Below are 24,689 nucleotides of genomic sequence, written 5' to 3'. Positions count from 1 at the left end.
GCTATATTTGCTGAATGTAACTGTGATATTAACTTTTTTGCCGATTTATTTTAACATTCATAGAATTCTTCTATGTTACCGTTTAGGAAAAGGCGAGGGAGTGGAAGAGAATGAACCTTAATCTAATGAAGCTGGAAATTGTAGAACTGCTGAATAAACATAAAAAAATTACCACGGTAGCAGATAAACTCGGACTAAAGCAGCCCACCGTTACGTATCATTTGAAGAATTTAGAGCAGCAATTGGGGGAGAAGTTATTTGAATCCAGAATGGATAAAATGATTCTTACGGAGAGTGGCAAAGCATTTCTTCACTATGCGATCAAAATCAATGCGCTTGCTGCGGAAGCGGAGCGGGTAGTAAAAGAGTTCAGTCAGGCAGGTCGGGGGACGCTGAAAATTGGCGCCAGTTATGTTCCAGCTACTTATATTCTTCCACAAATATTGGGGCTGTTTGGCGAACAACATCCGGGGATTACCATTTCTTTATCGGTTAAGCCTTCACCGGTGATCAAAGAAATGCTTGCCAGTCATGAGATTGATCTTGGTATTTTGTCTACGGAATCTTTTTATCTGCCTGATCTGCATACTCAAGCCTTATGCGAGGATGAGCTTGTCCTTGTTTTTGCACCTACACATGATTTTGCCGGATTTTCTAATTTAAACTCAGCGATGATTGCTTCAGCGAGCTTTATTTTACATGACAAGGAATCAAGCACACGCCAGTTGACGGATAAATGGTTTGAACGAGAGGGAAAAGAATCAAAACCCCATATTTTGCTCGATTCACTGGAGGCAATTAAGCAATCGCTCATGAGTGGACAACATGTTTCATTTATTTCACGACTTGCTGTGGAGGACGAGGTAGCCAGAGGAAGATTGCTAATGCGAGCCATTCCAGATTATAATTTTGAAAGACATATTTATTATTCGTATAACCGTGATCGCCATTATTCTCCTTTAATTGGACTGTTCATTGACCAGCTCCGCACAATCCGAATATGAGCATACATAGAGAATATACGATAGAGCCATTATATATATGAAAGAATACATAAAATATAAGGACTGTATAAATTCAGAAATTGGTGTATAATCTTAGGTGCTGTGTCGCTTTACAGCACAAAAAAGTTGCAGATTTTCAAACGGTTTTATTGTATGATATGAGGAAGCTTTAATAGACGATATTTAGACAGACAAACTTAACACATTGATCCGGAAGAGAATGGGGGGAGCAGCATGACCGAACTTACGACTACCGTCAGCAAAAGCAACTCTAACAATCTGCTGCGACGGGACGTACGGTTCTTGGGGAACATTTTAGGAGAGGTCTTGGTTCACCAAGGCGGTAACGAACTGCTGGAGATCGTGGAGAAGATCCGCGAGACCAGTAAATCGCTACGCTCACTATTTTTACCTGAACTGCATAGTGAATTTAAGGAGTTAATCAATTCTTTGGATCCGGAGAACCGTCATCAGGTAATAAGAGCGTTCGCCATTTATTTTCAATTGGTGAATATTGCCGAACAGAACCACCGGATTCGCCGTAAACGTGACTATGAACGTTCAGCTGGGGAGACAGTACAACCCGGTTCTATAGAAAGCGCTATTCAAGAGCTTCGTGAACGTGATTTCTCTCATGAGGAAGTCAACGAGATTATTGAAGGATTGTCTCTGGAACTTGTAATGACGGCACATCCAACGGAAGCTATGCGCCGTGCGATTCTCGATATTCATAAACGGATATCCGATGATGTTATGGGTCTTGATAACCCTACCTTAACTTTCCGTGAACGTGAACAGCTTCGCGAGAAGTTATTGAATGAAGTGATAACGCTTTGGCAAACGGATGAGCTGCGTGACCGCAAGCCTACAGTACTCGATGAAGTGCGTAATGGAATGTATTATTTCCATGAGACGATTTTCCATGTATTGCCCGACGTGTATCAAGAGCTTGAACGCTGTCTGAGCAAATATTATCCAGGACAGAATTGGCATGTGCCAACCTACTTGCGTTTTGGATCATGGATTGGCGGAGACCGTGATGGTAACCCATCGGTAACCTCAACAGTCACTGCGCAGACTTTACGCATGCAGCGTAAGCTGGCCATTCGTGAATATCAGCGTATTATGCGTGAACTCATGAAATATCTAAGCTTTAGCACAAGTATTGTTAAAGTGACGCCTGAGCTCGCAGAATCCATCGAAGCTGATCGTCAGATCATTAACCTAGGCAAGATGGAAGAATGGCGCAATGACAATGAACCTTACCGTATTAAACTTAGCTACATGATCTCTAAGACACAAAATGTTTTGGATGATGAGAAAAAAGATACTCCTGAGCGTTATGCTACACCTGAGGAGTTCATAGATGATTTGAATGTCATTGACCGCAGTCTACGGCATCACTACGCCGACTATGTGGCCGATACTTATATTAAAAAGCTAATCCGCCAAGTGGAACTGTTCGGATTCCATACAGCAACTCTTGACGTGCGTCAACACAGTCAAGAACATGAGAATGCCATGACAGAAATTTTGGCGAAGATGAACATTTCGCCGGACTACTCTAAGTTGACGGAGATCGAGAAGATTGATCTGCTGGAGAAATTGCTGAATGATCCGCGTCCGTTGACCTCTTCTTACCAGACGTATACTGAAAGTACAGAGGAGTGTCTGGCTGTTTACCGGACGATCTTCGCATCGCAGGAAGAGTACGGCAAACAATGTATCACCAGTTATCTGATCAGTATGGCTGAAGCTGCGAGTGACATTCTGGAGGTTATGGTCTTCGCCAAAGAGGTAGGACTATTCCGCAAGGATAACGACGGTACAGTTGTATGTACCCTGCAAGCTGTGCCACTTTTTGAAACGATTGATGACTTGCATGAAGCACCGCAAATTATGAACACACTGCTCAATATGCCGATCTACCGTGATGCGGTAAGAGCAATGAATGATTTGCAGGAAATCATGCTTGGATATTCAGATAGTAATAAAGATGGCGGCGTGGTTACTGCTAACTGGGAACTGCGTGTTGCCCTAAAAGAAATTACAGCGACAGCGGATAAGTTCGGAATCAAGCTGAAGTTCTTCCATGGTCGTGGTGGAGCGCTCGGCCGCGGTGGTATGCCACTTAACCGCAGTATTCTTGCTCAGCCTGCTTCGACAATTGGCGGCGGGATTAAGATTACCGAGCAGGGAGAAGTAATCTCCTCCCGTTACTCCATGCAAGGGATTGCTTACCGCAGTCTGGAGCAAGCGACATCTGCGCTTGTAACAGCAGCAATTAGTGCGAGAGTGCCACAAGCGGATCTTTATGAAGAGAAATGGGAAGAGATTGTTGCCCGTATTTCTGAGGTCTCGCTGAACAAATATCAGGATTTGATCTTCCGTGATCCGGATTTCCTGACTTATTTCAAAGAATCAACACCTCTGCCTGAGGTAGGAGAGCTTAATATCGGTTCCCGTCCTTCCAAACGGAAGAACAGCGACCGTTTTGAAGATTTGCGTGCAATTCCTTGGGTATTTGCATGGACACAAAGCCGTTATTTGCTCCCAGCCTGGTACGCTGCTGGAACCGGACTGCAGAGTTTCTATGAGGGTAAGGAAGAGAATCTGAAGATAATGCAACATATGTATGAGAACTTCTCATTCTTTACTACACTGATAGATACGCTGCAAATGGCTATTTCAAAAGCGGACTTGATCATTGCTAAGGAATACGCCAGCATGGGCAAGAACGAGGAAGCACGTCAACGGATCTTTGGCCAGATTGAAGATGAATTTAATCTGACCTCTGAGCTAATCCTGAAGATTACAGGCCAGCAGGATATTCTGGATAACGTTCCTGTGATTCAAGAGTCGATCAGACTCCGCAATCCATACGTTGATCCGCTTAGCTACCTGCAGGTTCAATTGCTATCTGAGCTTAGAGCGCTCCGTGAAATTGATGGAGATGATAGCGAGCTGCTTCGCGAAGTATTGCTTACCATCAACGGCATTGCCGCCGGTCTTCGGAATACCGGCTGATATAGTCTTAACAACAAAAAGTCCGCCCTATTTTGAAGTGACCCCTTAAAGTTAGACAGGTATATAATTAAGCGACTTGTTGGGCTTGAGTTCGGTACTGTACCGGACTCAGGCCTTTTAGTTTTGCCTTAATTCGCTTGTTGTTGTAATAATCGATGTATTTTGATAGCTCTTGTTTGAAATGTGTGATACTTTCGAATTCCTTTAAATATAGAAATTCAGATTTCATGATACCAAAGAAGTTCTCAATGACGGCGTTGTCGTAGCAATTACCTTTACGGGACATACTTTGCTTGATATCTCGTTCTTCAAGGGCATGACGATACTGCTTCATCTGATAGTGCCAGCCTTGGTCAGAATGAATAAGGAGGTTATCTTCATCAGTTAATCGTCGGAATGCTTGATCTAACATCGTTGAAACAAGCGAGTAGACCGGCCTTGAACCGATTGTATACGTAATAATCTCACCATTATATAGATCTAGAATTGGAGATAAGTACAACTTTTCTCCAAATAATTTAAACTCTGTAATATCCGTAACCCACTTCTCATTTGGATTCTCAGCGTGGAAGTTACGTTCTAATATGTTCGGTGCGAGTTTGCCAATCGTCCCTTTATAGGAACGATATTTCTTCATACGTACCACACACTTTAAACCCAATACCTTCATCAAGCGTTGTACCTTTTTATGATTCACATGGTGTCCTCGATTCACTAACTCGTCACGAATACGACGATAACCATAACGACCCTCATGCTCCTCGTAAATCGCTTGAATAACGTCTTTTAGCTCCTTATCTCTATCGGGCATACCAAACGTTTTCACCACGAAATAATACGTACTACGAGGGATATCTGCTAGCTGCAGGAGTGCTTTCACCGAAAATTCGTTCCTTAGTTCATAGACTACTCGTGCTTTGTCTTGTTTGGTGATTTTTCCTTGTTTTGAACTAAGGCATTCAACTTTTTTAAATATGCATTTTCCATTCTCAAACGCTCTACCTCTGCTTGTAATGCCTCAACAGACCCTTCTTTTAACGTTTGAATCTTTCGTTTATTAGGTTCTTTTTTCATGGATGGACGCCCCTTCTTCTTTGGTTGTAGGGCGTCCATTCCATGTAACTCTAAGCTTCTATGCCAGCTTAAAATGGTACTATGACTCGCAATATTAAATATCGCAGCCGTTTCTCTAACAGACGTCCCGAATTCGTTCATATAATTAAGTACGTCTAGTTTAATCTGTGCTGGATATGATGTATAGCCCTTTTTAAATGCTTCTTCACCATGATGCTCATATTGACTAATCCAGTTTGAAAAGACAGAATGGTGAATCCCGATTGATTTTGCAATGGTTTTCAAGCTCTCGGATCCCTTTTTATAACGCATAATAGCTTGGATTTTTTCGTCTGTACTGTACCTGGTCATAAAAAAACTGCACCTCCAAATGTTAGTTGTGTCTAACAATTGGGGTGCAGTTCATTTGGGGCGGGCTTTTTTTGCCTAATACAAGTTGTTGTGATCATAAACTGTATATTGCTGCTGTGAACTTTACTTGTTCCTAAATATTGGAGAGTCAAACCCGATATTTCTTTTTTTACCCTACCCAAGTAACCGAGATGTAATCGGAGGTAATTAACGTGGCACTTATTACTTCGGTGATGGAGCAGCGTAGAGAATATTTGGAACTGTAGGAGCGCCAGCGTTCGCCTTTATCCTCAGATTTCGACCGCTATATGCGGTTTATAATCAGGAAATGTGAGGATAACAGCGACCGGAAGTTCAAATATTTCTCGGAGCTGCACTTAATCGCCTATACCAAGTTGTCCAGTTTTTAACTCAGTTTACATAGAAGGTTACAATACAATCCTTGATTTTTACACAAACTTGAATTACGATTTAATTGCTTGTACCGTGGATATTTGCGAAGAAATACCAAGGGCGGCAAGTCTGGGGGAGTTAACAGGTGGAGAATTTGGAAGGCAGATTGACAAAGCTCGCCTTGAAGGGCGACCAAAGGGCATTTGCCGAGCTTGTGGAACTATATAAAGACAAAATATATCATTTAGCTTACAGGATGTTGAACAATCGCCATGAGGCGGAGGATATTGTTCAGGAGACCTTTTTGCGTGTGTATAGAAATTTGGATCGTTATGATGATAAACAGAAGTTCTCCACATGGATTTACCGGATTGGAACGAATCTATGTATTGATAGATTGCGTAAACGAAAACCAACCTATTCGCTGGATGCTGAAATGAACGATCAGGAGGGCCTTGATGGCTATTCGTTGATTCCGAGCGACAATGTGACACCTGAGACCGAACTATTGCTCTCTGAGACGCAGGGGCTAATCTATGAAGCGATTGACAGTCTGCCTGTGAAATACAGGTCGGTGATGATTCTGAGATACCTGCAGGATCTGTCCCTTCAGGAGATTAGTGATGTCCTGGATATGCCCGTGACCACGATTAAGACGCGTGTACACCGAGGCCGTGAATTTTTGCGTAAAAAATTAGGCCCGAAAATGTAAAAATAGATTTTATTTATGAAACATCTTTTCGAGAGCGACGTATGTAAGTTAAGCAAGTCTTATGTGTCCTGACCCTTTGTCTTAGGATAATTAAATAGCACTCATGAAAGGATTGGCTCCTATGGAATGCAAACTGGCCGTCTCTATGATGCATGACTACTTGGATGACGACTTGCCCGAACAGCAGCAGAGGGAATTGAAGGAGCATCTTCTATCCTGTCCAGATTGCCGTGCAAAGTTTAAAGAATTGGAACAGACAGATATGTTGATGTTCTCCCTAATGCATCAGAATCCTGTAGCTTCAGATGATCTTGTGAGCCGGATAATGAGTTCATTGCCAAAGACTAAGAAAGAAAAAGCCTTTATTACCTGGATCAAGAGGCACCCTGCACTTACAGCGGCATCTCTATTCCTTGTCGTTATGCTGATGAGCACCGTAACTTTTTGGAGTCCAGACAGACAACTTGTAGTTAGAGGTGTTGATTTGGATCAAGTAGTCATCAAAGGGGATACTGTAATTGTACCTTCCGGCAAAATAATTACCGGAGACCTTACCATAGAGAACGGTAAAGCACAGGTATATGGAGAAGTGAACGGCAACGTGACAGTCATTGACGGATCTCTATATCAGGCTTCAACAGCTCATATTTCTGGGCAAGTCAAAAGCATAGACCAGGCAGTAAGCTGGTTCTGGTATAAAGTGACGAACATGTTCTCTGAAGTTGCCTACCGTTAATGCGGGCAGTGGTTATCTTGAGCAGGAATATTAATTAGCGCCTCTTTTTCCGGAAAGATGGCGCTTTTTTGTTTCCTTAAATTGGGTGGTTTCGGAAAGGATTGAGGGACTAAACTTGCAACTGAAGCCCGAACGTTATAACCTAGATATGTTACAGAGCTAACAGACATTTTACATAAACCCAGCTAATTTGAAATGACGGGGGTTTTAGGCAATGAGTTATTTTACTGAGCTAACATGGAAAGATTCCATTAAAGATATAATTGATATCCTAATCGTCAGTTACATTATTTATAAAGTGCTTAATATGGTACGCGGGACGCGGGCAATTCAGCTTTTAAAAGGGATACTGGTCTTGGTCTTGATTTGGGCGGTAAGCACAATCTTGGACTTGTATACACTTAAATGGCTAATGAATCAAATGTTTACATTCGGGGTCCTAGCTGTCTTTATCATTTTTCAGCCGGAACTACGAAGGGGACTGGAGCAGCTTGGACGGGGCAGATTTTTCGGACGGGCTGGAGAAAGTGATGAGGAGATCAGTAAGTTAATCGGCGAAGTGATTAAAGCCGTGAATTATTTATCTCGCAGAAAAATAGGGGCGTTAATCGTTTTTGAGCGGGAGACGGGACTAAACGAATATACAGAGTCAGGTATACCCATGCGTTCCCTGGTCAGCTCAGAATTGCTCATTAACATTTTCATTCCCAATACACCTCTGCATGACGGAGCCCTTATTATGCAGGGAAATCAGATTGCTGCGGCTGCTTGTTACTTGCCTTTGTCCGAAAATCCTTTTATCAGCAAAGAACTGGGAACCCGGCATCGGGCTGCTATAGGAATAAGTGAGGTTGCGGACTCGGTGTCTGTCATTGTCTCGGAGGAGACAGGGCAGATTTCCCTTGCGATCAATGGCCAGATCGTGAGAGACATTAAGGAAGAATCTATGATATCGAAGCTCCATCAAGAGCTTAGTGTAAGTTCATCGCTGAAGGAGAAGGGTTCAACTTTCTGGAAACGGAAGGGGGACAAGAATCATGGATAAGTGGATGAACAATAACAATTTCAATAAGATTCTGGCCCTTGTGTTTGGGATCATTTTGTTTACGATGGTTCATGTCGATACTGCGCCTTCTGGACAGACAACAGTGGATATTAAAACAAAAACTATTGAGAATGTGAAGATTGAAGTGACCGGTCTTGACGAGGACAAATATGTCCTTGAACCCTTGGCTGTCGATAGTGTCAGTCTGGAGGTAGCGGGTAAAAATTCCGATATCTCCTTTCAGTTCTCGGATGACTATAAAGTGATGCTTGATCTGAGTAAGGTTGAACCTGGAGACACCACATTGCCACTTTACTATAAACTACCCAAAGGTGTATCTCTGGTAAGAATGAATCCTAAAGAGGTTACTGTACATGTAGAACCGCGAAACACGAAGTCATTTCCCATAACATTGGTTACAAATGGAAAACCTGCAGCGGGCTATCAAATAGGCACGCCTGTCTTGCAGCCTACAGATACTGTAAAAGTGACACTTGCGGATAATGAACTAAGCCAGGTAGCCAAGATACAAGGGACTATTGAGCTTAACGGTGAGAACGAAACCTTTGTAGAAAAAAAGCTGAAGCTACACGCTTATGATAATAATGGAAATGAAATTAAAAATGCTGTAATTGAGCCTTCTACTGTATCTGTGGAATTGCCGATTACCTTACCTTTTAAGAGTGTGCCGCTGGAGATTGGCTTTACTGGGCAACTTCCAGATTCACTCGTATTATCCAAAGTGACCCCTGAGCAGGAAACGGTCGTAGTGTATGGACAGGCAGAGGCTTTAAAAGCTTTATCTGCTTATGAAGCTACAGTCGACCTTAGTGCAATAGATTCTGCTGGAACGAAACAAGTGAAGGTTGATCTGAAGGCACCGGCTGGAACGGAGAAAGTTATGCCAGAAGCTGTGAATGTTTCATTAACCATCTCAGAAATTGCTGAGCGGACGATTGAGGCGGTACCCATCAAGCTCCAAGGCGTGGGGGATGATTTGGAAGGAAGTATTGTTAATCCTTCAAGCAAGGAAATTGCGCTTACCTTAAAGGGTGCACCTGCTTTACTTGATCAACTTGATAAGAAAAATATAGGGGTTGTGGCTGATGTTAGCGGACTTTCAGCTGGAACTCACGAGGTTTCTTTGCGGGTATCATTACCCAAGTTCATCGCATTAGCCAATGCAGGTGTGCCACTTACTGTGACCGTGCAGCTGCTATCGCCTGCAGCACCAGTCCCTACGCCTCATCCAGATACGGGGGGTGTGACTACTCCTGAGCCGAGTTCTGAACCTGTTATAGGCGATGTGGAACCTACGGAGAAGCCCACGCATAGTGGAGAGGCTGGTGGAGCAACACCAACGCCTGTCCCGACGGATAACAATCCGGAGAATAACGGCACAGCTAACACAAGTACGAATTCCGAGAATCCTGTAAGTACAGGCGGGACGTAATCTTTTGAGCCCAGAGGTACACCAAAATAGTATGCAATTCATATGATAGTACATTAAGCTAACGTAGCGTATTCAAAGGAGAAAAATAATGGGGAAGTATTTTGGAACTGACGGTGTGCGGGGAGTAGCAAACCGTGAATTGACTGCAGAAATGGCTTATAGTATTGGCCGTTGTGGAGGATATGTACTAGCGGGTAACTTGGATAAACCGAAGGTTGTTATCGGAATGGATACACGTATTTCCGGTCCTTTATTGGAATCCGCGCTGATAGCGGGCTTATTGTCTATTGGAGCCGATGTAATCCGTATAGGCGTAGTGAGTACCCCTGCTGTTGCTTATATTACGAGATTGTTAAAAGCAGACGCAGGCGTCATGATTTCAGCTTCTCACAATCCTGTAGAGGATAACGGCATTAAGTTCTTTGGTGGGGATGGCTTCAAGCTTACAGATGAAACTGAACTGCGCATTGAAGAGCTTATGGATGCTGAGGTAGATGAATTGCCACGTCCTATCGGTTCGGGTTTAGGTATGGTTACCGTAGATAATGATGCTAAGTATCTTTATCTGGAGTATTTGAAAACTACCATTTCTCAGGACTTTAAGGGAATCAAGGTTGTACTGGACTGTGCGCATGGCGCAGCGTATGAGCTTGCTCCAAGACTGTTCAGAGAGCTTGGCGCTGAGGTTATTTCTATCGGGGCTGAGCCAGATGGATTGAATATTAATGATGGATTTGGTTCGACACATCCAGAGACTTTGCGTGAAGAAGTCTTGCGTCATGGAGCCGATTTGGGACTTGCTTTTGACGGAGATGCTGACCGCCTGATCGCTATTGATAATAACGGTGATGAAGTCGATGGCGACTTTATCCTTTGTATTTGTGGTGATGCCATGAACCGTGCAGGTAAGCTGAAGGATAGCACGATTGTATCAACCGTTATGAGTAACATCGGATTCTATAAAGCTACCGAGAAATTATCCCTGAATACTGCTAAGACAGCTGTAGGGGATCGTTATGTTATGGAAGAAATGCGTCGTGGGGGCTTTAATCTAGGCGGAGAACAGTCTGGACATGTTATTTTCCTGGATTACAATACAACTGGTGATGGTATTCTTACAGCTATTCAGCTGGTAGATACGCTTAAGGCTACAGGCAAACAGCTTAGCGAAGTTAAGAGTATGATGACTAAATACCCGCAGGTGCTGGTTAATGTTCGTGTACAGGATAAGACTAACTACCCTAATAACCCGGCTATAGAAGCGGCTATCGCTGAAGTGGAAGGTAAGCTAGGTGACAATGGCCGTGTGCTTGTACGTCCGTCAGGTACGGAATCTCTAATCCGCGTTATGGCAGAGGGACCAGATAAGTCAGATCTAGATCTTTATGTGAATCAAATTGTGGAAGTAGTTCAACGCGAATTGGTATAATCCATTACCCTAACTATAAGGCTGGTGCAGTGTGCGGGAGCGATTCGAACTCGTTGCACCAGTGTTATTTTATTTTAGGATTGGATCGTTTGAACTGCTTTTGTAAAATTTAGGTTGATGCGCCATTGCCAAAGTACTACAAGGTGCATATAATAGATTAAGTGTCATTCTAGAAGGAAAGCGGGGATTGTGAGGTTAGCAATAGCAAGCGCCAGAGCTTGGTCTAGCGCGGGGGAGAAGGGAAAGCTGCTTACTTGTTATGTAGGCTATGGCTTGAACGGATCACGGCAGACGTAAGCTGACGAGGTGGAGGTGTTCGAAATGTTCGGCGGGGACCTCCCGGTGATGCACCAGAGCCGTAAATGGATACGGAAAATGAAAGGGCGACCTTTCACACAACGTTTTCATGGGTGCAACAAATTATATTATTCATGTGTGCGCGCATCAGAAGGAAACACGTTATTTCTGCCACGGCAGAGGAGAAGGCTGTGCATTTCATGAACATTAGAATGTAAGTGACAGTTTATTTTGTTGATCCTAAAATACAACAGAATATTTGCTTTTTCTCAAAAACATGCCGCACGGCACGTTTCTTTCCTTATGCCGCCACATTACGATAACTCGGACGGGGGAAATTATAATGTGTGGTATTGTAGGATATATTGGTAATCAGAATTCGCAGGGGATCTTGGTTGAGGGTTTGAAGAAATTGGAATATCGTGGATATGATTCCGCTGGTATTGCTGTATTTACCCAAGAAGGACTGCAAGTAGTGAAAGCTCAAGGCCGTTTGGCGAATCTGCAGTCGAAGCTCGAAGACAGCCCGCTGGCAGGTAGCGCGGGTATCGGACACACACGCTGGGCGACTCACGGTAAACCATCCGATGAGAATTCACATCCACATACGGATAACAGCATGAAGTTCTCGGTAGTTCATAACGGTATTGTCGAAAACTATCTGGATCTGAAAGAAGAGCTGATCGCTGGCGGATGCCACTTTGTCTCTGAAACCGATACAGAAGTTATTTCACATCTGATTGCTCGCGAATATGACGGAGATATCGTGAAGGCTGTACAAAAAGCGATTACGTTCATGCGTGGTGCGTTTGCATTAGGTGTCCTGACTGAATATGAGCCAGATAAACTGGTGGCTGTGCGTCAAGCTAGCCCGCTCATTATCGGTCTTGGCGAAGGAGAGAATTTTATCGGGTCAGATATTCCTGCACTGCTTGAATATACCCGTAACGTATATATTTTGAACGACGGCGAAATGGCTGTGCTGACAAGAGATGCTGTCGAATTGATGACGATTGAAGGCAACTTTATTTCTCGGGAAATGATTACTGTCGATTGGGATGCAGTTACCGCAGAAAAAGGCGGCTACGAGCATTTCATGCTGAAAGAAATACACGAGCAACCTAAGGCTTACCGCGACACCATGCGTGGTCGTATCAATGCCGAAGGTAACAAGGTTGTATTGCCTGAACTGAACATGACTGAAGAACAAATCAAGAACATTCGTAACATTCAAGTCGTTGCTTGCGGAACGGCATACAACGCAGGTGTGGTAGGACGTACTATGATCGAATCTTTGGTTCGTATTCCAGTTGAAAATGATATCGCTTCGGAATATCGTTACCGTTCACCAATCGTGACTCCAGAAACTTTGGTTATCGTAGTCAGCCAATCCGGTGAGACTGCAGATACTTTGGCAGCTCTGCGTGAAGCGCAAGCTAACGGGGCACACGTATTGGCGATCACTAACGTAGTGGGCAGCTCTATTGCTCGGGAAGCAAACGATGTGTTGGTAACCTTGGCGGGTCCGGAAATTGCAGTAGCTTCGACCAAAGCTTACACTTCACAATTGATCGCATTTGGATTGTTTGCTCTTTACTTGGCTGAAGTTCGTGGTACACAAACCGAAGCACAAGTTACTAAGATTCTTGCAGCTATGCAATCTCTACCAGAGCAAGTCGAAGAGATCCTAGCTCAAAAAGAAGCGATCAAAGGTTATGCTGAACAAATTTCTGAGCACAAAAACTTGTTCTTCATCGGCCGTGGCGTAGACTACGCTGTTGCTCAAGAAGGATCCTTGAAGCTGAAAGAAATTTCTTATATTCACTCCGAAGCTTATGCTGCAGGTGAATTGAAACACGGTACATTGGCTCTGATCGAAGAAGGCGTTCCAGTTATTGCCCTGGCAACTCAGGAAGCTGTACTTGAGAAGACCGTCAGCAACATCAAAGAAGTGAAAGCTCGCGGCGCAGATGTGCTGGCAATCACTCACCAAGAGCATTTAACTGACCTGCTTAGATCAGTTGATCAAGTGTTCGTGATTCCTAAAACACTTCCAATGCTGACAGCAGCTTTGTCCGTAGTGCCTCTGCAATTATTGTCCTATTATGCTTCTCTTGCGCTGGGTCATGATGTGGATAAACCACGTAACTTGGCGAAGAGTGTTACTGTGGAGTAGAATTGGTGATGTAAAAGTACAGTTGATTTCGTTAAATAGAAGTGGGAAGCGTTAAAGAAATATGGGAAGTGCTAAATAAAAGTGGGAAGTGTGAAAAAATTGCGGGAAGTATAGACGTTAGATTTCACTACAACCATGCATCTGACTAAAAAGTTCGCAAAGGGGCTCTCTATTTGTATAATGGAGAGTCCCTTTCTTATAAAAACGGGCTTGACTAAATTAAATATAGTTGCCAATGAAAATCCTGAAAGGCAAATATAAATCATCCGAAACTATAAAATTAAAGTTGACAATGATAAAAGCAACGAATTTTGACTCTGATCTCGAACATCAAGAAAGGCTATGTAGGGAAGTCATGGAACTTAGAGGTAGGCCCATTGATTTGCTCCGTAGGCGACTATTTGTTCATGCATTAAGAATTTTTAAATTATGAGGGCTTAAACGCGAAACGGAGGCCATTAGAAATGGAGGGTATAGTATGACTAAACGAATCATCACAACCGACGCCGAACTAAAAAGTCTAATGTTAATGGGCACTCCTGTATACATATGGATGGGGAATCATCAATGTGAGAAAAATTTAATGATAAGCAGTTACAACTCATCGGTGATTCGAAGTAACGATAGTTATTATTTGCGTACGAACGTACAAATTTTTCGGAAGGATATTCTTCAATAAGAAAGAAAAAGCGGCGAGCAAGATTTTATTACCAATGTCTGATCGCGATTGTTACAAAAATCCTTCGTTACGTAATGATGACCATTTATCTAAGATGCAGTTCAACGTACATTATCTAAAAAATGATTTTAATAACACAAAAGGAGAGGCCTTTTATTAGCCTCTCCTTTTGTATGATGATTTTAATAAAAGAATATGGTATCAATTAACGATTTGGGAAAAATGATTAACGATAGTGCGCCGAATATATCCAAACCTCACCTTAGTATTCTATTTTTACTCACTTAGTTATTGATTTCTTACACTTGGAACAAGTGGGACACGTTTTATAAATGCAATAATGTTGAAAAAGTGCAATGTTATTCGGCGCGTCTGTAGACATATGGATGGGAGATCATCTGTGTGAGGAAAATCAAATGATAAGCAGCTACAGCTCATCGGCGATTCAAAGTAATGACAATTATTATTTGCGTTCGAACGTACAGATCGACCGAAAAGATGATCTTTATTAAGCTTAGTTGGGTTTGTTTATCAAAAGAAGAAGCGGTGACCATGAACTTCCTGCTTAAGTCTTGGTCCCCGTTGTTTCCATTAAACTAATGTTCTCCATTAGAATAAGCACGCTTTCTCTTATTACACAATATCTTCGTACTGCGCAATAGAATATTTTTTCTTCTTAAAGAGATACTAATCAAAATTTGATTATTTCACAGGGGGCAACAATTCTGAAAAAACTAATAATTTTCTTTGCTTTTTGTTTTTTAGCATTTGGAATTTCTCCATATGCTGCCGTAGCATCAAATGATCTCTTCAAAACACCTGCATCAAAACAATCTGATCAGTGGAAAGTTGAAATCAAGAAAGTTGAGAAATATGACTCTAAGATGTCAAAACCTCGTAAAAATGAAAGTGAAATGTACAACATTATCATCACCAATATCGGGGTTGGCTTAGAAAATGTAGTGTTTAACTCCTATAGAGATGAACCAAATACCCAAACAAAGTTCGGATTAAGCATTTCAGACGATCATCACAAAATTTTTAAACATGGCGAGATAGTCGACTTTTCTAATTTCCCTATTTCTGTTGATTCAAAGGAACTTCAAATCGAGATTAGTTGGTACGGAAAACCTTCAAATAACGAATCCCATGATAGAAAATACAAAGAAACCTTTACTTTCACACCAGCAAAATAATAGATGCATATTGGGCACTTCGGTGCCCTTTTAGTTTACAGTTTACGTCAAATGCGAGATAAAACTCCACTTATCTTGTTCAACTAACCTGCACGTTAGCTTAATGTAGCACTGCCAGTCTAATACTTTATTTTATATAATGTGTATCTAAGTGACCCTTTGACTTTAGTGAAAGTTTTTCAGCATAAGCTCAACAAAAAAAGGGGCTGAGCCCCTTTTTTACAGATAATCAAGAATAAACCTTCTGATGACAGCTATGAGAACACCGATAATAAGACGGGTAGTGAACTTAACCCAATAAATAGGTTTACTAGCCATATATTTGAAAGTTCTATAAAACTTTTTCATGTGTTTTCCTCCAAGAGTTTATTGGAGTGGCAACTGGAGGAAACAAGAACCATTTCTAGAATCAGCAAATATTTATGTTCTTATAGGATATAGGTTCACAAGATAATTCAAGAGTTATAATTACATTCACAAGTAGTGATTCTAATGGTATACGTAGATTCTAAAGGTATAGGTAGTTTCTGAAGTATAAGTAGTTTCTGAAGTATAAGTAGTTTCTGAAGTATAAGTAATTTCTGAAGGTATAGGGAATTTCTGGAGTATAAGTAATTTCTAAAGTATAGGTAGTTTCTGAAGGTATAAGTAATTTCTAAAGTATAGGTAGTTTCTGAAGGTATAAGTAATTTCTGAAGGTATAAGTAGTTTCTAAAGGTATAAGTAGTTTCTGAAGGTATAAGTAGTTTCTGAAGTATAAGTAGTCTCTAAAGGTTTGTAGGATTAAATGCTGTTCTCAGTCAAGTTCTTGATTGCGCTCTAGAAATTTACCACTCCAGTAGAATTATAATCGAATCAGGAATAATTAACAAGGAAGAACTTGGCTGTAAACTAGTTAGATTTTTTCCGAAAACTTGAATGTAGTAAACAAAGGAAGCGGTCCTGATGACTGCCTGCCTTCGTTTTAGGTTAAGCTAGCGTTACCCGTTAGTTCAATTCAATCATCGATTTCGCCAATAAAACCATCTGCTTCCTAGACAATCGAAAGCTATCCATCTCAATGTAAGTACCATCTTGCAACCACCGCAAACATCCCCCTAGTGTTCCATGATCAAATCTAGCTTCAATTCCGTTCAATTTAACAATTTCACCACTCGTATTAAATTTAAAATTCTCTTCTATAACTCTGGTCTCACTTGTTTTACTACGAACATCGATTATTGTTTCAGATCGCTTGCTTTTGTATTCTATTGCTTTATGCTGTTCTATCCCAAACATATACGTTCTTCCCGATTTATCGAAGTAATGGAGTCTAACCTTCGTAATTAGTCGGTCAGTATCAAGAGGATACGGTTCCTTGATTTCAAGCTTCCAACTCGTTAAGGAGTAATATGGGGTAAACAGCTTAAAATCCGTTGCACTTTTTAATTGATCCAATCTAATATTTGCAAAAGCTATTATAGGATTTAACAACGATATTGTTGTTAAGAACAAAATTAAGACCAGCTTTTTCAGAACCACCATTAACACCCCCGAATGCGTTTATTCGTGTAGGGTTGCCCAAGAATGGTGTCTTTATCATCGGAGGATTTGTTTAGCAATTTTGTCCGTTAGCACAACGAAGCTGCCGATTCATGTCGGCAGCTTCGTTGTGGTGTTATTGAGCTATAGTGTCCCGTTAACGAAAATAGAGAGATTTATTAATTCTAACGATTAGTTTCAGAAAACTGAATCGATTGGATTGTATCAGTTGATGGGTCAAATTGGATTGATACAAAGACCCCAAACTCGTTACCTGCTTTGTTTCTAATCCATAGTTTGAATTTCTCTTCAGACTTTTTTGGTGCTAGTTCAGTACGACCGATGTGCTTATAATCAATTATGTCTGCGTTGTATCGTTTTTGTGTTTCCTCTACTGCAATTTTACCCCATTTTGCATATTCAGGCGCAGCCTCTACTGAAATAGTTGAAAAGATAAGTATAGCCAATAACGATATCAGTAATTTTTTCATAATAACCGCCCATCTGGAGAAGTTTCCAGTAATATCTCCCACTTTATCCAAATGTATTCTTAAACAAACCTGCCCGTTAGCGGAATAGTCTGCTGTTTTTTTCGGCAGTCTATTGTCATAGCTCTATAGTTCTTTCAATACCTTACTCACGGACATTGGTTATCCCTATCATAACTGCTCAATCGAGCCATTTACTTATCCCTGAAAGTGAAAAAGTTAAGCTTGATGGTACATGTATCATTTGTAATTCTACTCCTTTTTATAAAATTTCTATTGAATAAACATTATTCACATTTTGCTTGATAAAACCGTTCTTTTTAAAGAAGTTTTCAGAAAATGAATTCTCCGCGACTGCCGATATACGTCCAATACCAATAACTTTAGAAAAGTTTATAAATTCATTAAGAACCGTAGAGCCAAGACCCTGCCTAGATGGAGTGATCCTAATAATAGAAATGAATAGAGTAGGCACAGTTAGCGTTGTATAAGAAGCATAATGCAGCTTATTAGTAGCTTCATGTAGCCAAATGTCTATCTCAATTGAACCACCGTAATAAAATATATATTGGTGTGCAGAATCATAGACATTAATTTTTATCTCCAAATTATTGTCTAGAATTTTACTTAAATTTTGTTTGACATTATTGATATGCACCTCTAAACCAGGGTTTAATATCATATTAGAATCCTCCCAAAGGAAAAAAATGTTATATAACTAATATCATAAAGGGAGGTGTTGTTTGTGTATGTGCTTAATTATACATTGCCATTTGAGGTAGTGAAAAACTGTGAAATGATTGAATTGATAGCAAAAGTTGAAGTGTCGGCCGATATTGATGAGTTCCCCATTATAATCTATAAGGTGGAAATTAAAAGTAGAGAGGAAACTCTACTTGAGATTCCAATAATCAGTTATGGAGATTCTTGTACTGTTACGGAAAAGGAAAGAAGTGAGAGAAAAGTTCATTTGCAATTTGCTATGGGGGTAGGGAATTATATTCAAAATCAAATTAATTTGTGGCCTTCAAGACCAACAATAATCAAAAAGGTAAAAAGTGATATTGATTCAATAAATATTCATTTAGAAGACGATTGGTTCGTTGAATAGAAGCTTTTGAAGAAGATAAGTGCAGTTCGTTTGAATGGAGGTTGCTTGATTTGTGCAATTCTTTGTGTGACTGATGTCATGAGAGGCACTCCTTAGTCCACTTTTTCAATTTTCCACTCTATAACAAGCTTATATTAACACATATTGGAAGTATCCTGCCCGTTAACTTAATGAAGCTACCGCTAGTCTAATACTTTATTTTCTTTTGAAACTTTTATCGTTAAAAAAATGAACCATGATTGCCTTTTGCATGAAACACTCGCCCTCCTAGAAAGCGTGATGAATATTTTCAACTGCCACTTCTATTTTATTCTTGTTCATTATTTCTATATGTAAATCAAGTGCAATGCTATTCATTAATGTCTAGAGGATGGACCACATTATGATCCATTATTATATTGTCTAAGGTAAGGTCACTATTAAGTAGACAAGCCCTTGCTTCTATGCAGGGGCTTGTCTAACTGTAAAACTAAAAGCCTAATTTTTTATATACCACTTCAGCAAGAGCAGCCTGGGACATTTCATGAAAAGTCGTAAATTTCGTCGTAGAACGAACATAGCTCTCTAATTCTTCCTGAGGTAGTGCCTCGAAATCTTCTTTCTTTTTAACACCAACGCCTTCTAGAAAGGCAGAAATATTTTCAGACGGGGTATGTTTCTGAATAAAGGAATCTGGGAAGAGCTCCTCAAAGGACATTTGATTTTGAACACCAAGTTCCTGAGCACCTTTACTTATTTCTTTCAATCTGCTGTTTAATTCTTTAAAGCCAGTTATTTTTACCATCTGGATCACACCTTTACAATTATTTTTGTATGATAAACCTTATGTGTAGAAGCTATGGTTATTTTCGAAAAGAAGAGTATGGATATATGATAAAGAACCACTCTTGGAGATAAGGCGTATGTGATTCGAGAGGGAATTAACTCGACAGTAAAAGACCGAGAATTAATTAGTTGGTGTTACCTGGGAGTTAAGAGTTCTCCTTCAGATGTACCCGCATCTGAAGGAGGAGAAATGTAGGTTATGATGCTTACTTTATTCTTTTGATTAATTTATCAAATTGCTTGTTTACTTCACGTGAGATTTCGCGTTCAAACCTTTTTAGATCATTTTTGGTTTGTGACTTCAATCCGTCGACTCTAATTTTGAATGTTTTGCTCATAGAATCACTCCTTGATTTGGCATTTAACATTATTTGGATTGGGAGAGGACGCTGGCAGCTAAAGACTTGGTTAATTTACTTGTTTGTTTGGTTTGTAGAGCTTTCGAAGCGACAGTCGACATCTTAGGACTTGAAGTTTTTTGAGAACTAGGTTTTGCCATTATGGACACCTCCATTTCTGTATATTGTGCTTGCGAATAAAGAATAACCCAATATATTGTGTTTGTAAACATGTTTTTCTATTAACAGCTTGTCCACAGAATATTAACGGAAAGTACACATGTTCCCATGGATTTATCCGCAAAATGGGGATAGATGAAATATGGAAACAATAATTGACTAACGAACATATGATTCATTTTGGAAATATAAAAATGAATTTTTTTTCGGTTTTTAGACTGAGAATGAGGTATACATAAATGTTTTTAATGGGGGAAGTAGAAGTGCTTATACGCGAGGAGAGCTTATTAAAATAAGGGGATAGTATGACTAAACGAATCATCACAACCGACGTCGAATCGATGCCCCTGTAGACATATGGATGAGGACTCATCTGTGAGAAAAACCAAAAGATAAGCAGCTACAGCTTATCGGCGATTCAAAATAACGATAGTTATTATTTGCGTCCGAACGTACAAATTGTTCGGAAGGTCGTTCTTCAATAACAATAGTCAGATTGCTCCTGACATGTGAAAATGTTGATTGTGAATTTTTAGATTGGCATAGTTACAATTGAGGTATTTGATTATTAGGAGCTGGAAGAATACACGAAGGTTGTTGTATTAGAGAAGAACTTTAAAAGGCAATTCAAGTTTAGGAAATGGATTTAGTGTATAGGTAGTTTTAACAGTTAAGTGGATCATGTTCCACTGTATATTTTTTGAATGACAAAAGGATAATAATGTATTAAATGCAATTGTTGTAAATGAAATGCATATGCTATACTGGGGGTGTAGAGGTGATTTACATGATGACAAATGAAGAAAAGCAAAATGTAATTGAAAATGTGGTTCATGAATTACGTCCAGATACAGCAAAAGAGTTGGCTAAGATCATTAGTAATTTTTTATTAGCCATGCCTAGAATAAACATATCCGTAATAAGTCAGGAAGAACTGCTGGGAATTGGAGAGTATTTATTAAAATTAGCTAGTTATACACCTGACTCCACGTTAAAAGACATTAACTTGGAGAATCCTATAGAAATTGTGCGATTCTTAGAAAACCATGAATATCTAAATGATTTAATAACTGATATAAATGCAGAGGCGAGAAAATATTTCGGCGATACATCATACAAACTGGAACTTCGTGAGGACTATGAAACTGGAGAAGAACAGTTGTTTTTTTTGATTTATTCAAGCCGAGCGATTGAAGAGGACATGATAATATTACATGAATTTGTAAGAAACTATTGGCTTTACAAAAAAGAAGCTGCCCAAGGTAAAATAATAATCGATTTGGAGCTATGATAAAATGTCATTTGACTGGTTGAGATATTTGAGGTTAGCCGAGAAATTGATTGAAGAATCAGGGGAAGAAAATAAAAGGGCAGCAGTCAGCCGTGCATATTATAGTGTTTATAAAAAAGCATCAATATATTTAGAAGACAAAAGTATGTCACCTGATACGAGAAGTGCAAAAGATACACATGGTTCAATATGGAAAGCATTTGAGATATTGGGTCATGGAGGGCGTGAAATTGCGGATATGGGTGATCGTTTAAAAAGAAAAAGAGTCGAAGCTGATTATAGAGATACATTGAAGCAAATTGATAAGTGGTCAAAGAGTGCTTTGATAGATGCTCAGACTATAGAAAAAAAACTGAAAGAAATGCCATAGGGCAATTTAAATACACAAAGTTCTTATTGCACCCAAAATAGGGTGCTTTTATTTTGATTTAGAAACGGAGCTAAATCTTAATTGTTTATGACTAACCTATTCATTACAACAGACGTCGAATTAAAAAACGCAATGTTAATAGGTGTTCTGTAAACATATGGTCAGGAAATCATATGTGTGAGAAAAATCAAATGATACATAGTTCTAGCTCATCATCAGTGATTCAAAGTAACGATAGTTATTATTGCGTCCGAACGTAAAATTTGTTCGTAAGGATATTCTTCATTATAAAGTATTGTGCACCAAGAAATAGGTAATAACGTACTATTAATATGCCTTCTTTATTAATGTAACTCCAATAGTCAACTCGCTTCACAGCGCAAAAGCGGTCTAGGATTATATCGCCTCTTGATAAGCTGGTTAATCACAACGTTTAAATTTTGCATCCCCTATAGTTCCGCGATACTAATGGTAGCAATTCATCAAAATGCGTAGTGCGATTATCGAAGTCATGAGGGCTGAGCGCCTCATGTATAATCAGACCTGGATTTCCATTACAATTATCCGATGTTTCAGCTAAAGTATTATTGTATTCACAATCTTCAACAGGTTTTTAACCAATATGAAATTTCTACTTGTTTAGATAATGATATTGTTTATACTTGAAGACATAGAAAAAATGATGAAATAATAAGGGGGGAATTATGTTTTCAAATTTTACGTTTATTAAAAATGCATACCCGTCATTGTATGAGTTGGGTTATTTAGCTGAACATAATATTTTTAACGATGCAGACACTAGTTTATATAAATTACGGAAGCTAGGGGAAGAAATCGTTAATATAATTTTTGAATACTTAAACTTGCAAAAATCAGATAGCCTTTTTCTGAATTTAAGTCTACTTGAGAGGGGAGGGTATCTCGACAATGAAGTGTTAACACTTCTTCATTCTATTAGAATACGAGGAAACAAAACTATTCATAATAGTAATAGTAATAATAATAGTAATTCTGTTGATCTTGCTAAACAAAGCTTATACGAAGCTTTTCAGGTATCTACATATTTTTACAAGAAATTTGTTGACCGAGTTTTTCAAATCCCTACTTTTCGAGAACCTAATTATGCTCAATCAATTGATAGTTCACTTGGAAATCAAAATCTTACTTCATACGAGTTTGAAAAAGATAAAATTTTTTTTGATTCATTTATGAGTTATATAGAAGAAATCATTTATAAATGTATTATCGATAAAAAATTAAATGGTTTTGGAAGTGTTAAGGAACTTGAAAATATGTCCTTTCAGGAATTTTATGGATTTTTTTCAGGGGCTTTAGAAAATATAGCGGGGTTAGGCAATCAATATGTTGAGGGCTTACTTTATTTAAGGAAAATATGTAAAGAGCAACTTCATTCAAATGATCCACAATTTATCAACCGTGAGTTAGCTACAATGTTGTACAGTAGGTCCCTTTGGGGTTGAACACTAATAAAAAAATAAAAGGATGGAAGTAAAATGGATGAAATTTTTGATTATTTAAAAAGAGCGATACCGAACATTCAACAACAAAATCTTAGACTTGAAGATTGCAAATCAATTCTTGATTTTTTAAGAGTTATATCAACTGATGAAATTCGTGTTGAATCCGCAGAAATAAATGTGGCGTACATAAAAATTTGGAATATGTTCTTAAACATGTTTTGGAATAGAATTGAAAAGGGAGAATATTCACAAGAAACTCTATATGAAGTATTAGCGAATGTTAGGGCTCACTTTTTTCACTTATTAGATTCCCCTGGTTTTCGAGGGGATATTAATGTGGTTCGTAAAAACATCGCAGCAAAGGGATACTCGGAGGTTCACCTTGATGAAAATATGACGAGTAAACTAATTAGTACCAGTATTATCATGTTGGCTGCATTTACAATTGGGACTAGATCAGGCGAGCAGGGAGAGAAACTAGATCTCTTTTTAACTGAAAACTTTTATAAAAGATATCGCGAAGTAAGGAAATTCATACTATAGCTCTATACCGAAAATTGAGTGTTTTAAAGTACCTTTTGAAAGAACAAGCACTTGGTGGCTACCAAGTGCTTGTTTGCTTTGTAGAGCCTTTTTCTCTCATAACATAAGGTCTTTGAAGGTGGGCAAGCCGAGGGCGTATGCGCGAACTGAAGTCCGTTAGAAATGCAATAAAGATATGACAAAACGGTTTTGGGTATGTGATGAATCAACTAAATAAAGTAGGCTATGAAACGATCAAAAAGCGAATGCAGAGTTTTCAATCATCACAATTGACGCCGAACTAAAGTGTAATGTTAATGCACCCCTGTATATATGGATAGGGAATTATCTATGTGAGAAAAATCGAATGATATATAGCTATAGCTCAACAGCGATTCAAAGAATCAACAGATATTATTTACGTACAAACTTACAAATTTTTAAAAAGGATATTCTTCAATATAACAGTGTTGCTGTGCTAATTATAAAACAGCGGCGAAAAGCCATTGGCCACGCGGTAATATCCCAATGATAATATTTTCTAGTAATTATATTGGAAGAAGTTTAAAATGCTATATAGAAATATAATGAAGGAAAATTAGGGACGAAGGAGAAAAATTAGTGAAGGATACCAACATACTAAAAGTAGCTCGCTCATTCTTAAGTTCTAAAATTGATGATATTTATGATTTTTTGGGGATAATAATAATTCCTTCAGCAGCAATAAATGTTCACATATGCCTTGCTTTATTTTCTAGCCCAAAAGAACTCTTTATGACCAGCTTCTCGTTTTCTATCCTCAATTTGCTTCTGAATAGCTCCTTCAGATGAGCGTTGCATCAGGTTTGCAAGCAATGGCGCGATTTTTTCCATCTCCTGCACGGTTTCCACTTTGGAAGCCACCCAATCCAAAATCGCCTTTTCCGTATCCGAATAAAGAAGTCCGTCTCTCATCATTTACATGTCTCCTCTTTATTATTTATTTTTCGT

22 protein-coding genes are annotated in these 24,689 nt (G+C 39.4%); 15 read left to right on the top strand and 7 right to left on the bottom strand.

Translation table 11 applies throughout. The features are described from left to right. Positions 1 to 110 precede the first annotated feature (110 nt). Together NYE58_RS32655 and ppc are read left to right on the top strand one after the other, a co-directional pair. The gene (locus NYE58_RS32655) at positions 111 to 1,004 is read left to right on the top strand and encodes a LysR family transcriptional regulator (RefSeq protein WP_076193941.1); all 894 of its coding nucleotides are present in this window, start codon (positions 111 to 113) and stop codon (positions 1,002 to 1,004) included. Positions 1,005 to 1,238: 234 nt separating this feature from the next. Beyond that, positions 1,239 to 4,031, top strand: coding sequence for a phosphoenolpyruvate carboxylase (gene ppc / locus NYE58_RS32650; protein ID WP_076282706.1), 2,793 nt, complete (start codon positions 1,239 to 1,241; stop codon positions 4,029 to 4,031). Positions 4,032 to 4,098: 67 nt separating this feature from the next. On the opposite strand, the gene NYE58_RS32645 is transcribed toward ppc, so the two are convergent. Further along, positions 4,099 to 5,456, bottom strand: a protein-coding gene (locus NYE58_RS32645) for an IS3 family transposase (protein WP_143766079.1) whose coding sequence is annotated in 2 segments (ribosomal slippage) — positions 4,099 to 5,003 and positions 5,003 to 5,456 — 1,359 coding nt in all. Because the reading frame shifts where the segments join, the coding sequence is not laid out codon by codon here. A 538-nt stretch (positions 5,457 to 5,994) separates the two neighbouring features. Here NYE58_RS32645 and sigW point away from each other — a divergent pair. The 8 genes from sigW to NYE58_RS32605 all read left to right on the top strand — a co-directional run bounded on the left by sigW (position 5,995) and on the right by NYE58_RS32605 (position 15,572). Next, entirely contained in the window at positions 5,995 to 6,561 is a 567-nt protein-coding gene (sigW, locus tag NYE58_RS32640; protein WP_036681288.1) for an RNA polymerase sigma factor SigW, read from the top strand. A 121-nt stretch (positions 6,562 to 6,682) separates the two neighbouring features. Further along, positions 6,683 to 7,297 (top strand): zf-HC2 domain-containing protein, encoded by a 615-nt coding sequence (locus NYE58_RS32635; RefSeq protein WP_036681404.1) that lies wholly within the window; start codon positions 6,683 to 6,685, stop codon positions 7,295 to 7,297. Positions 7,298 to 7,511: 214 nt separating this feature from the next. Beyond that, complete coding sequence (cdaA, locus tag NYE58_RS32630) at positions 7,512 to 8,342, top strand: diadenylate cyclase CdaA (protein ID WP_036681290.1); 831 nt, start codon at positions 7,512 to 7,514, stop codon at positions 8,340 to 8,342. Then, positions 8,335 to 9,795 (top strand): CdaR family protein, encoded by a 1,461-nt coding sequence (locus NYE58_RS32625; RefSeq protein ID WP_341004005.1) that lies wholly within the window; start codon positions 8,335 to 8,337, stop codon positions 9,793 to 9,795. Before cdaA ends, NYE58_RS32625 begins: the two co-directional genes overlap by 8 nt. 88 nt (positions 9,796 to 9,883) lie before the next feature. Next, the gene (glmM, locus tag NYE58_RS32620; protein WP_076129780.1) at positions 9,884 to 11,224 is read left to right on the top strand and encodes a phosphoglucosamine mutase; all 1,341 of its coding nucleotides are present in this window, start codon (positions 9,884 to 9,886) and stop codon (positions 11,222 to 11,224) included. Positions 11,225 to 11,864: 640 nt separating this feature from the next. Beyond that, positions 11,865 to 13,697 (top strand): glutamine--fructose-6-phosphate transaminase (isomerizing), encoded by a 1,833-nt coding sequence (gene glmS / locus NYE58_RS32615; protein ID WP_076129781.1) that lies wholly within the window; start codon positions 11,865 to 11,867, stop codon positions 13,695 to 13,697. Positions 13,698 to 14,175: 478 nt separating this feature from the next. Next, positions 14,176 to 14,376, top strand: a complete 201-nt coding sequence (locus NYE58_RS32610; protein WP_341004004.1) for a hypothetical protein — start codon at positions 14,176 to 14,178, stop codon at positions 14,374 to 14,376. A gap of 698 nt (positions 14,377 to 15,074) precedes the next feature. Next, complete coding sequence (locus NYE58_RS32605) at positions 15,075 to 15,572, top strand: hypothetical protein (RefSeq protein WP_076098449.1); 498 nt, start codon at positions 15,075 to 15,077, stop codon at positions 15,570 to 15,572. A gap of 987 nt (positions 15,573 to 16,559) precedes the next feature. Here NYE58_RS32605 and NYE58_RS32600 read toward each other — a convergent pair. The 3 genes from NYE58_RS32600 to NYE58_RS32590 all read right to left on the bottom strand — a co-directional run bounded on the left by NYE58_RS32600 (position 16,560) and on the right by NYE58_RS32590 (position 18,263). Further along, entirely contained in the window at positions 16,560 to 17,096 is a 537-nt protein-coding gene (locus tag NYE58_RS32600; RefSeq protein ID WP_052092337.1) for a hypothetical protein, read from the bottom strand. A 182-nt stretch (positions 17,097 to 17,278) separates the two neighbouring features. Continuing rightward, entirely contained in the window at positions 17,279 to 17,584 is a 306-nt protein-coding gene (locus NYE58_RS32595; protein WP_038596937.1) for a DUF3889 domain-containing protein, read from the bottom strand. A gap of 259 nt (positions 17,585 to 17,843) precedes the next feature. Next, on the bottom strand, positions 17,844 to 18,263 hold the full coding sequence (locus NYE58_RS32590; protein ID WP_341004002.1) for a GNAT family N-acetyltransferase: 420 nt from the start codon (positions 18,261 to 18,263) through the stop codon (positions 17,844 to 17,846). 63 nt (positions 18,264 to 18,326) lie between these two features. On the opposite strand from NYE58_RS32590, the gene NYE58_RS32585 reads away from it, so the two are divergent. Next, positions 18,327 to 18,692, top strand: coding sequence for a hypothetical protein (locus tag NYE58_RS32585; RefSeq protein WP_341004001.1), 366 nt, complete (start codon positions 18,327 to 18,329; stop codon positions 18,690 to 18,692). Between the two features lie 469 nt (positions 18,693 to 19,161). Here NYE58_RS32585 and NYE58_RS32580 read toward each other — a convergent pair whose 3' ends face one another. Both NYE58_RS32580 and NYE58_RS32575 read right to left on the bottom strand, forming a co-directional pair. Then, positions 19,162 to 19,476, bottom strand: coding sequence for a hypothetical protein (locus NYE58_RS32580; RefSeq protein WP_038596931.1), 315 nt, complete (start codon positions 19,474 to 19,476; stop codon positions 19,162 to 19,164). 247 nt (positions 19,477 to 19,723) lie between these two features. Beyond that, a complete protein-coding gene (locus NYE58_RS32575) occupies positions 19,724 to 19,855 on the bottom strand; it encodes a hypothetical protein (RefSeq protein WP_341004000.1) in 132 nt (43 codons plus the stop codon). Positions 19,856 to 20,825: 970 nt separating this feature from the next. On the opposite strand from NYE58_RS32575, the gene NYE58_RS32570 reads away from it, so the two are divergent. The 4 genes from NYE58_RS32570 to NYE58_RS32555 all read left to right on the top strand — a co-directional run bounded on the left by NYE58_RS32570 (position 20,826) and on the right by NYE58_RS32555 (position 23,720). After that, entirely contained in the window at positions 20,826 to 21,326 is a 501-nt protein-coding gene (locus tag NYE58_RS32570; protein ID WP_339225716.1) for a hypothetical protein, read from the top strand. 4 nt (positions 21,327 to 21,330) lie between these two features. Then, positions 21,331 to 21,696, top strand: coding sequence for a hypothetical protein (locus NYE58_RS32565; protein WP_052092336.1), 366 nt, complete (start codon positions 21,331 to 21,333; stop codon positions 21,694 to 21,696). 704 nt (positions 21,697 to 22,400) lie between these two features. Beyond that, positions 22,401 to 23,177 (top strand): hypothetical protein, encoded by a 777-nt coding sequence (locus tag NYE58_RS32560; RefSeq protein WP_038596925.1) that lies wholly within the window; start codon positions 22,401 to 22,403, stop codon positions 23,175 to 23,177. Positions 23,178 to 23,210: 33 nt separating this feature from the next. Next, the gene (locus NYE58_RS32555; protein ID WP_038596923.1) at positions 23,211 to 23,720 is read left to right on the top strand and encodes a hypothetical protein; all 510 of its coding nucleotides are present in this window, start codon (positions 23,211 to 23,213) and stop codon (positions 23,718 to 23,720) included. A gap of 726 nt (positions 23,721 to 24,446) precedes the next feature. Here the strand turns inward: NYE58_RS32555 and NYE58_RS32550 are convergent. After that, positions 24,447 to 24,656 carry a hypothetical protein gene (locus NYE58_RS32550; protein ID WP_038596914.1) on the bottom strand — a complete coding sequence of 70 codons (210 nt, stop codon included), beginning with the start codon at positions 24,654 to 24,656 and terminating at the stop codon, positions 24,447 to 24,449. Positions 24,657 to 24,689: the final 33 nt, after the last annotated feature.

Source organism: Paenibacillus sp. FSL L8-0708 (assembly GCF_038009325.1).
GTDB lineage: Bacteria > Bacillota > Bacilli > Paenibacillales > Paenibacillaceae > Paenibacillus_AQ > Paenibacillus_AQ odorifer.
The sequence above is the reverse complement of the archived record's forward strand: the minus strand, read 5'-3'. Positions and strand labels throughout refer to the sequence as shown.

What these genes read in the sequence shown, in the direction of transcription:
- NYE58_RS32655 (WP_076193941.1), top strand. Translation starts at nt 111, where the DNA reads ATGAACCTTAATCTAATGAAGCTGGAAATTGTAGAACTGCTGAATAAA.
- ppc (WP_076282706.1), top strand. Translation starts at nt 1,239, where the DNA reads ATGACCGAACTTACGACTACCGTCAGCAAAAGCAACTCTAACAATCTG.
- NYE58_RS32635 (WP_036681404.1), top strand. Translation starts at nt 6,683, where the DNA reads ATGGAATGCAAACTGGCCGTCTCTATGATGCATGACTACTTGGATGAC.
- cdaA (WP_036681290.1), top strand. Translation starts at nt 7,512, where the DNA reads ATGAGTTATTTTACTGAGCTAACATGGAAAGATTCCATTAAAGATATA.
- NYE58_RS32625 (WP_341004005.1), top strand. Translation starts at nt 8,335, where the DNA reads ATGGATAAGTGGATGAACAATAACAATTTCAATAAGATTCTGGCCCTT.
- glmM (WP_076129780.1), top strand. Translation starts at nt 9,884, where the DNA reads ATGGGGAAGTATTTTGGAACTGACGGTGTGCGGGGAGTAGCAAACCGT.
- glmS (WP_076129781.1), top strand. Translation starts at nt 11,865, where the DNA reads ATGTGTGGTATTGTAGGATATATTGGTAATCAGAATTCGCAGGGGATC.
- NYE58_RS32610 (WP_341004004.1), top strand. Translation starts at nt 14,176, where the DNA reads ATGACTAAACGAATCATCACAACCGACGCCGAACTAAAAAGTCTAATG.
- NYE58_RS32600 (WP_052092337.1), bottom strand. Translation starts at nt 17,096, where the DNA reads ATGGTGGTTCTGAAAAAGCTGGTCTTAATTTTGTTCTTAACAACAATA.
- NYE58_RS32595 (WP_038596937.1), bottom strand. Translation starts at nt 17,584, where the DNA reads ATGAAAAAATTACTGATATCGTTATTGGCTATACTTATCTTTTCAACT.
- NYE58_RS32590 (WP_341004002.1), bottom strand. Translation starts at nt 18,263, where the DNA reads ATGATATTAAACCCTGGTTTAGAGGTGCATATCAATAATGTCAAACAA.
- NYE58_RS32580 (WP_038596931.1), bottom strand. Translation starts at nt 19,476, where the DNA reads ATGGTAAAAATAACTGGCTTTAAAGAATTAAACAGCAGATTGAAAGAA.
- NYE58_RS32575 (WP_341004000.1), bottom strand. Translation starts at nt 19,855, where the DNA reads ATGAGCAAAACATTCAAAATTAGAGTCGACGGATTGAAGTCACAAACC.
- NYE58_RS32570 (WP_339225716.1), top strand. Translation starts at nt 20,826, where the DNA reads ATGACAAATGAAGAAAAGCAAAATGTAATTGAAAATGTGGTTCATGAA.
- NYE58_RS32565 (WP_052092336.1), top strand. Translation starts at nt 21,331, where the DNA reads ATGTCATTTGACTGGTTGAGATATTTGAGGTTAGCCGAGAAATTGATT.
- NYE58_RS32560 (WP_038596925.1), top strand. Translation starts at nt 22,401, where the DNA reads ATGTTTTCAAATTTTACGTTTATTAAAAATGCATACCCGTCATTGTAT.
- NYE58_RS32555 (WP_038596923.1), top strand. Translation starts at nt 23,211, where the DNA reads ATGGATGAAATTTTTGATTATTTAAAAAGAGCGATACCGAACATTCAA.
- NYE58_RS32550 (WP_038596914.1), bottom strand. Translation starts at nt 24,656, where the DNA reads ATGATGAGAGACGGACTTCTTTATTCGGATACGGAAAAGGCGATTTTG.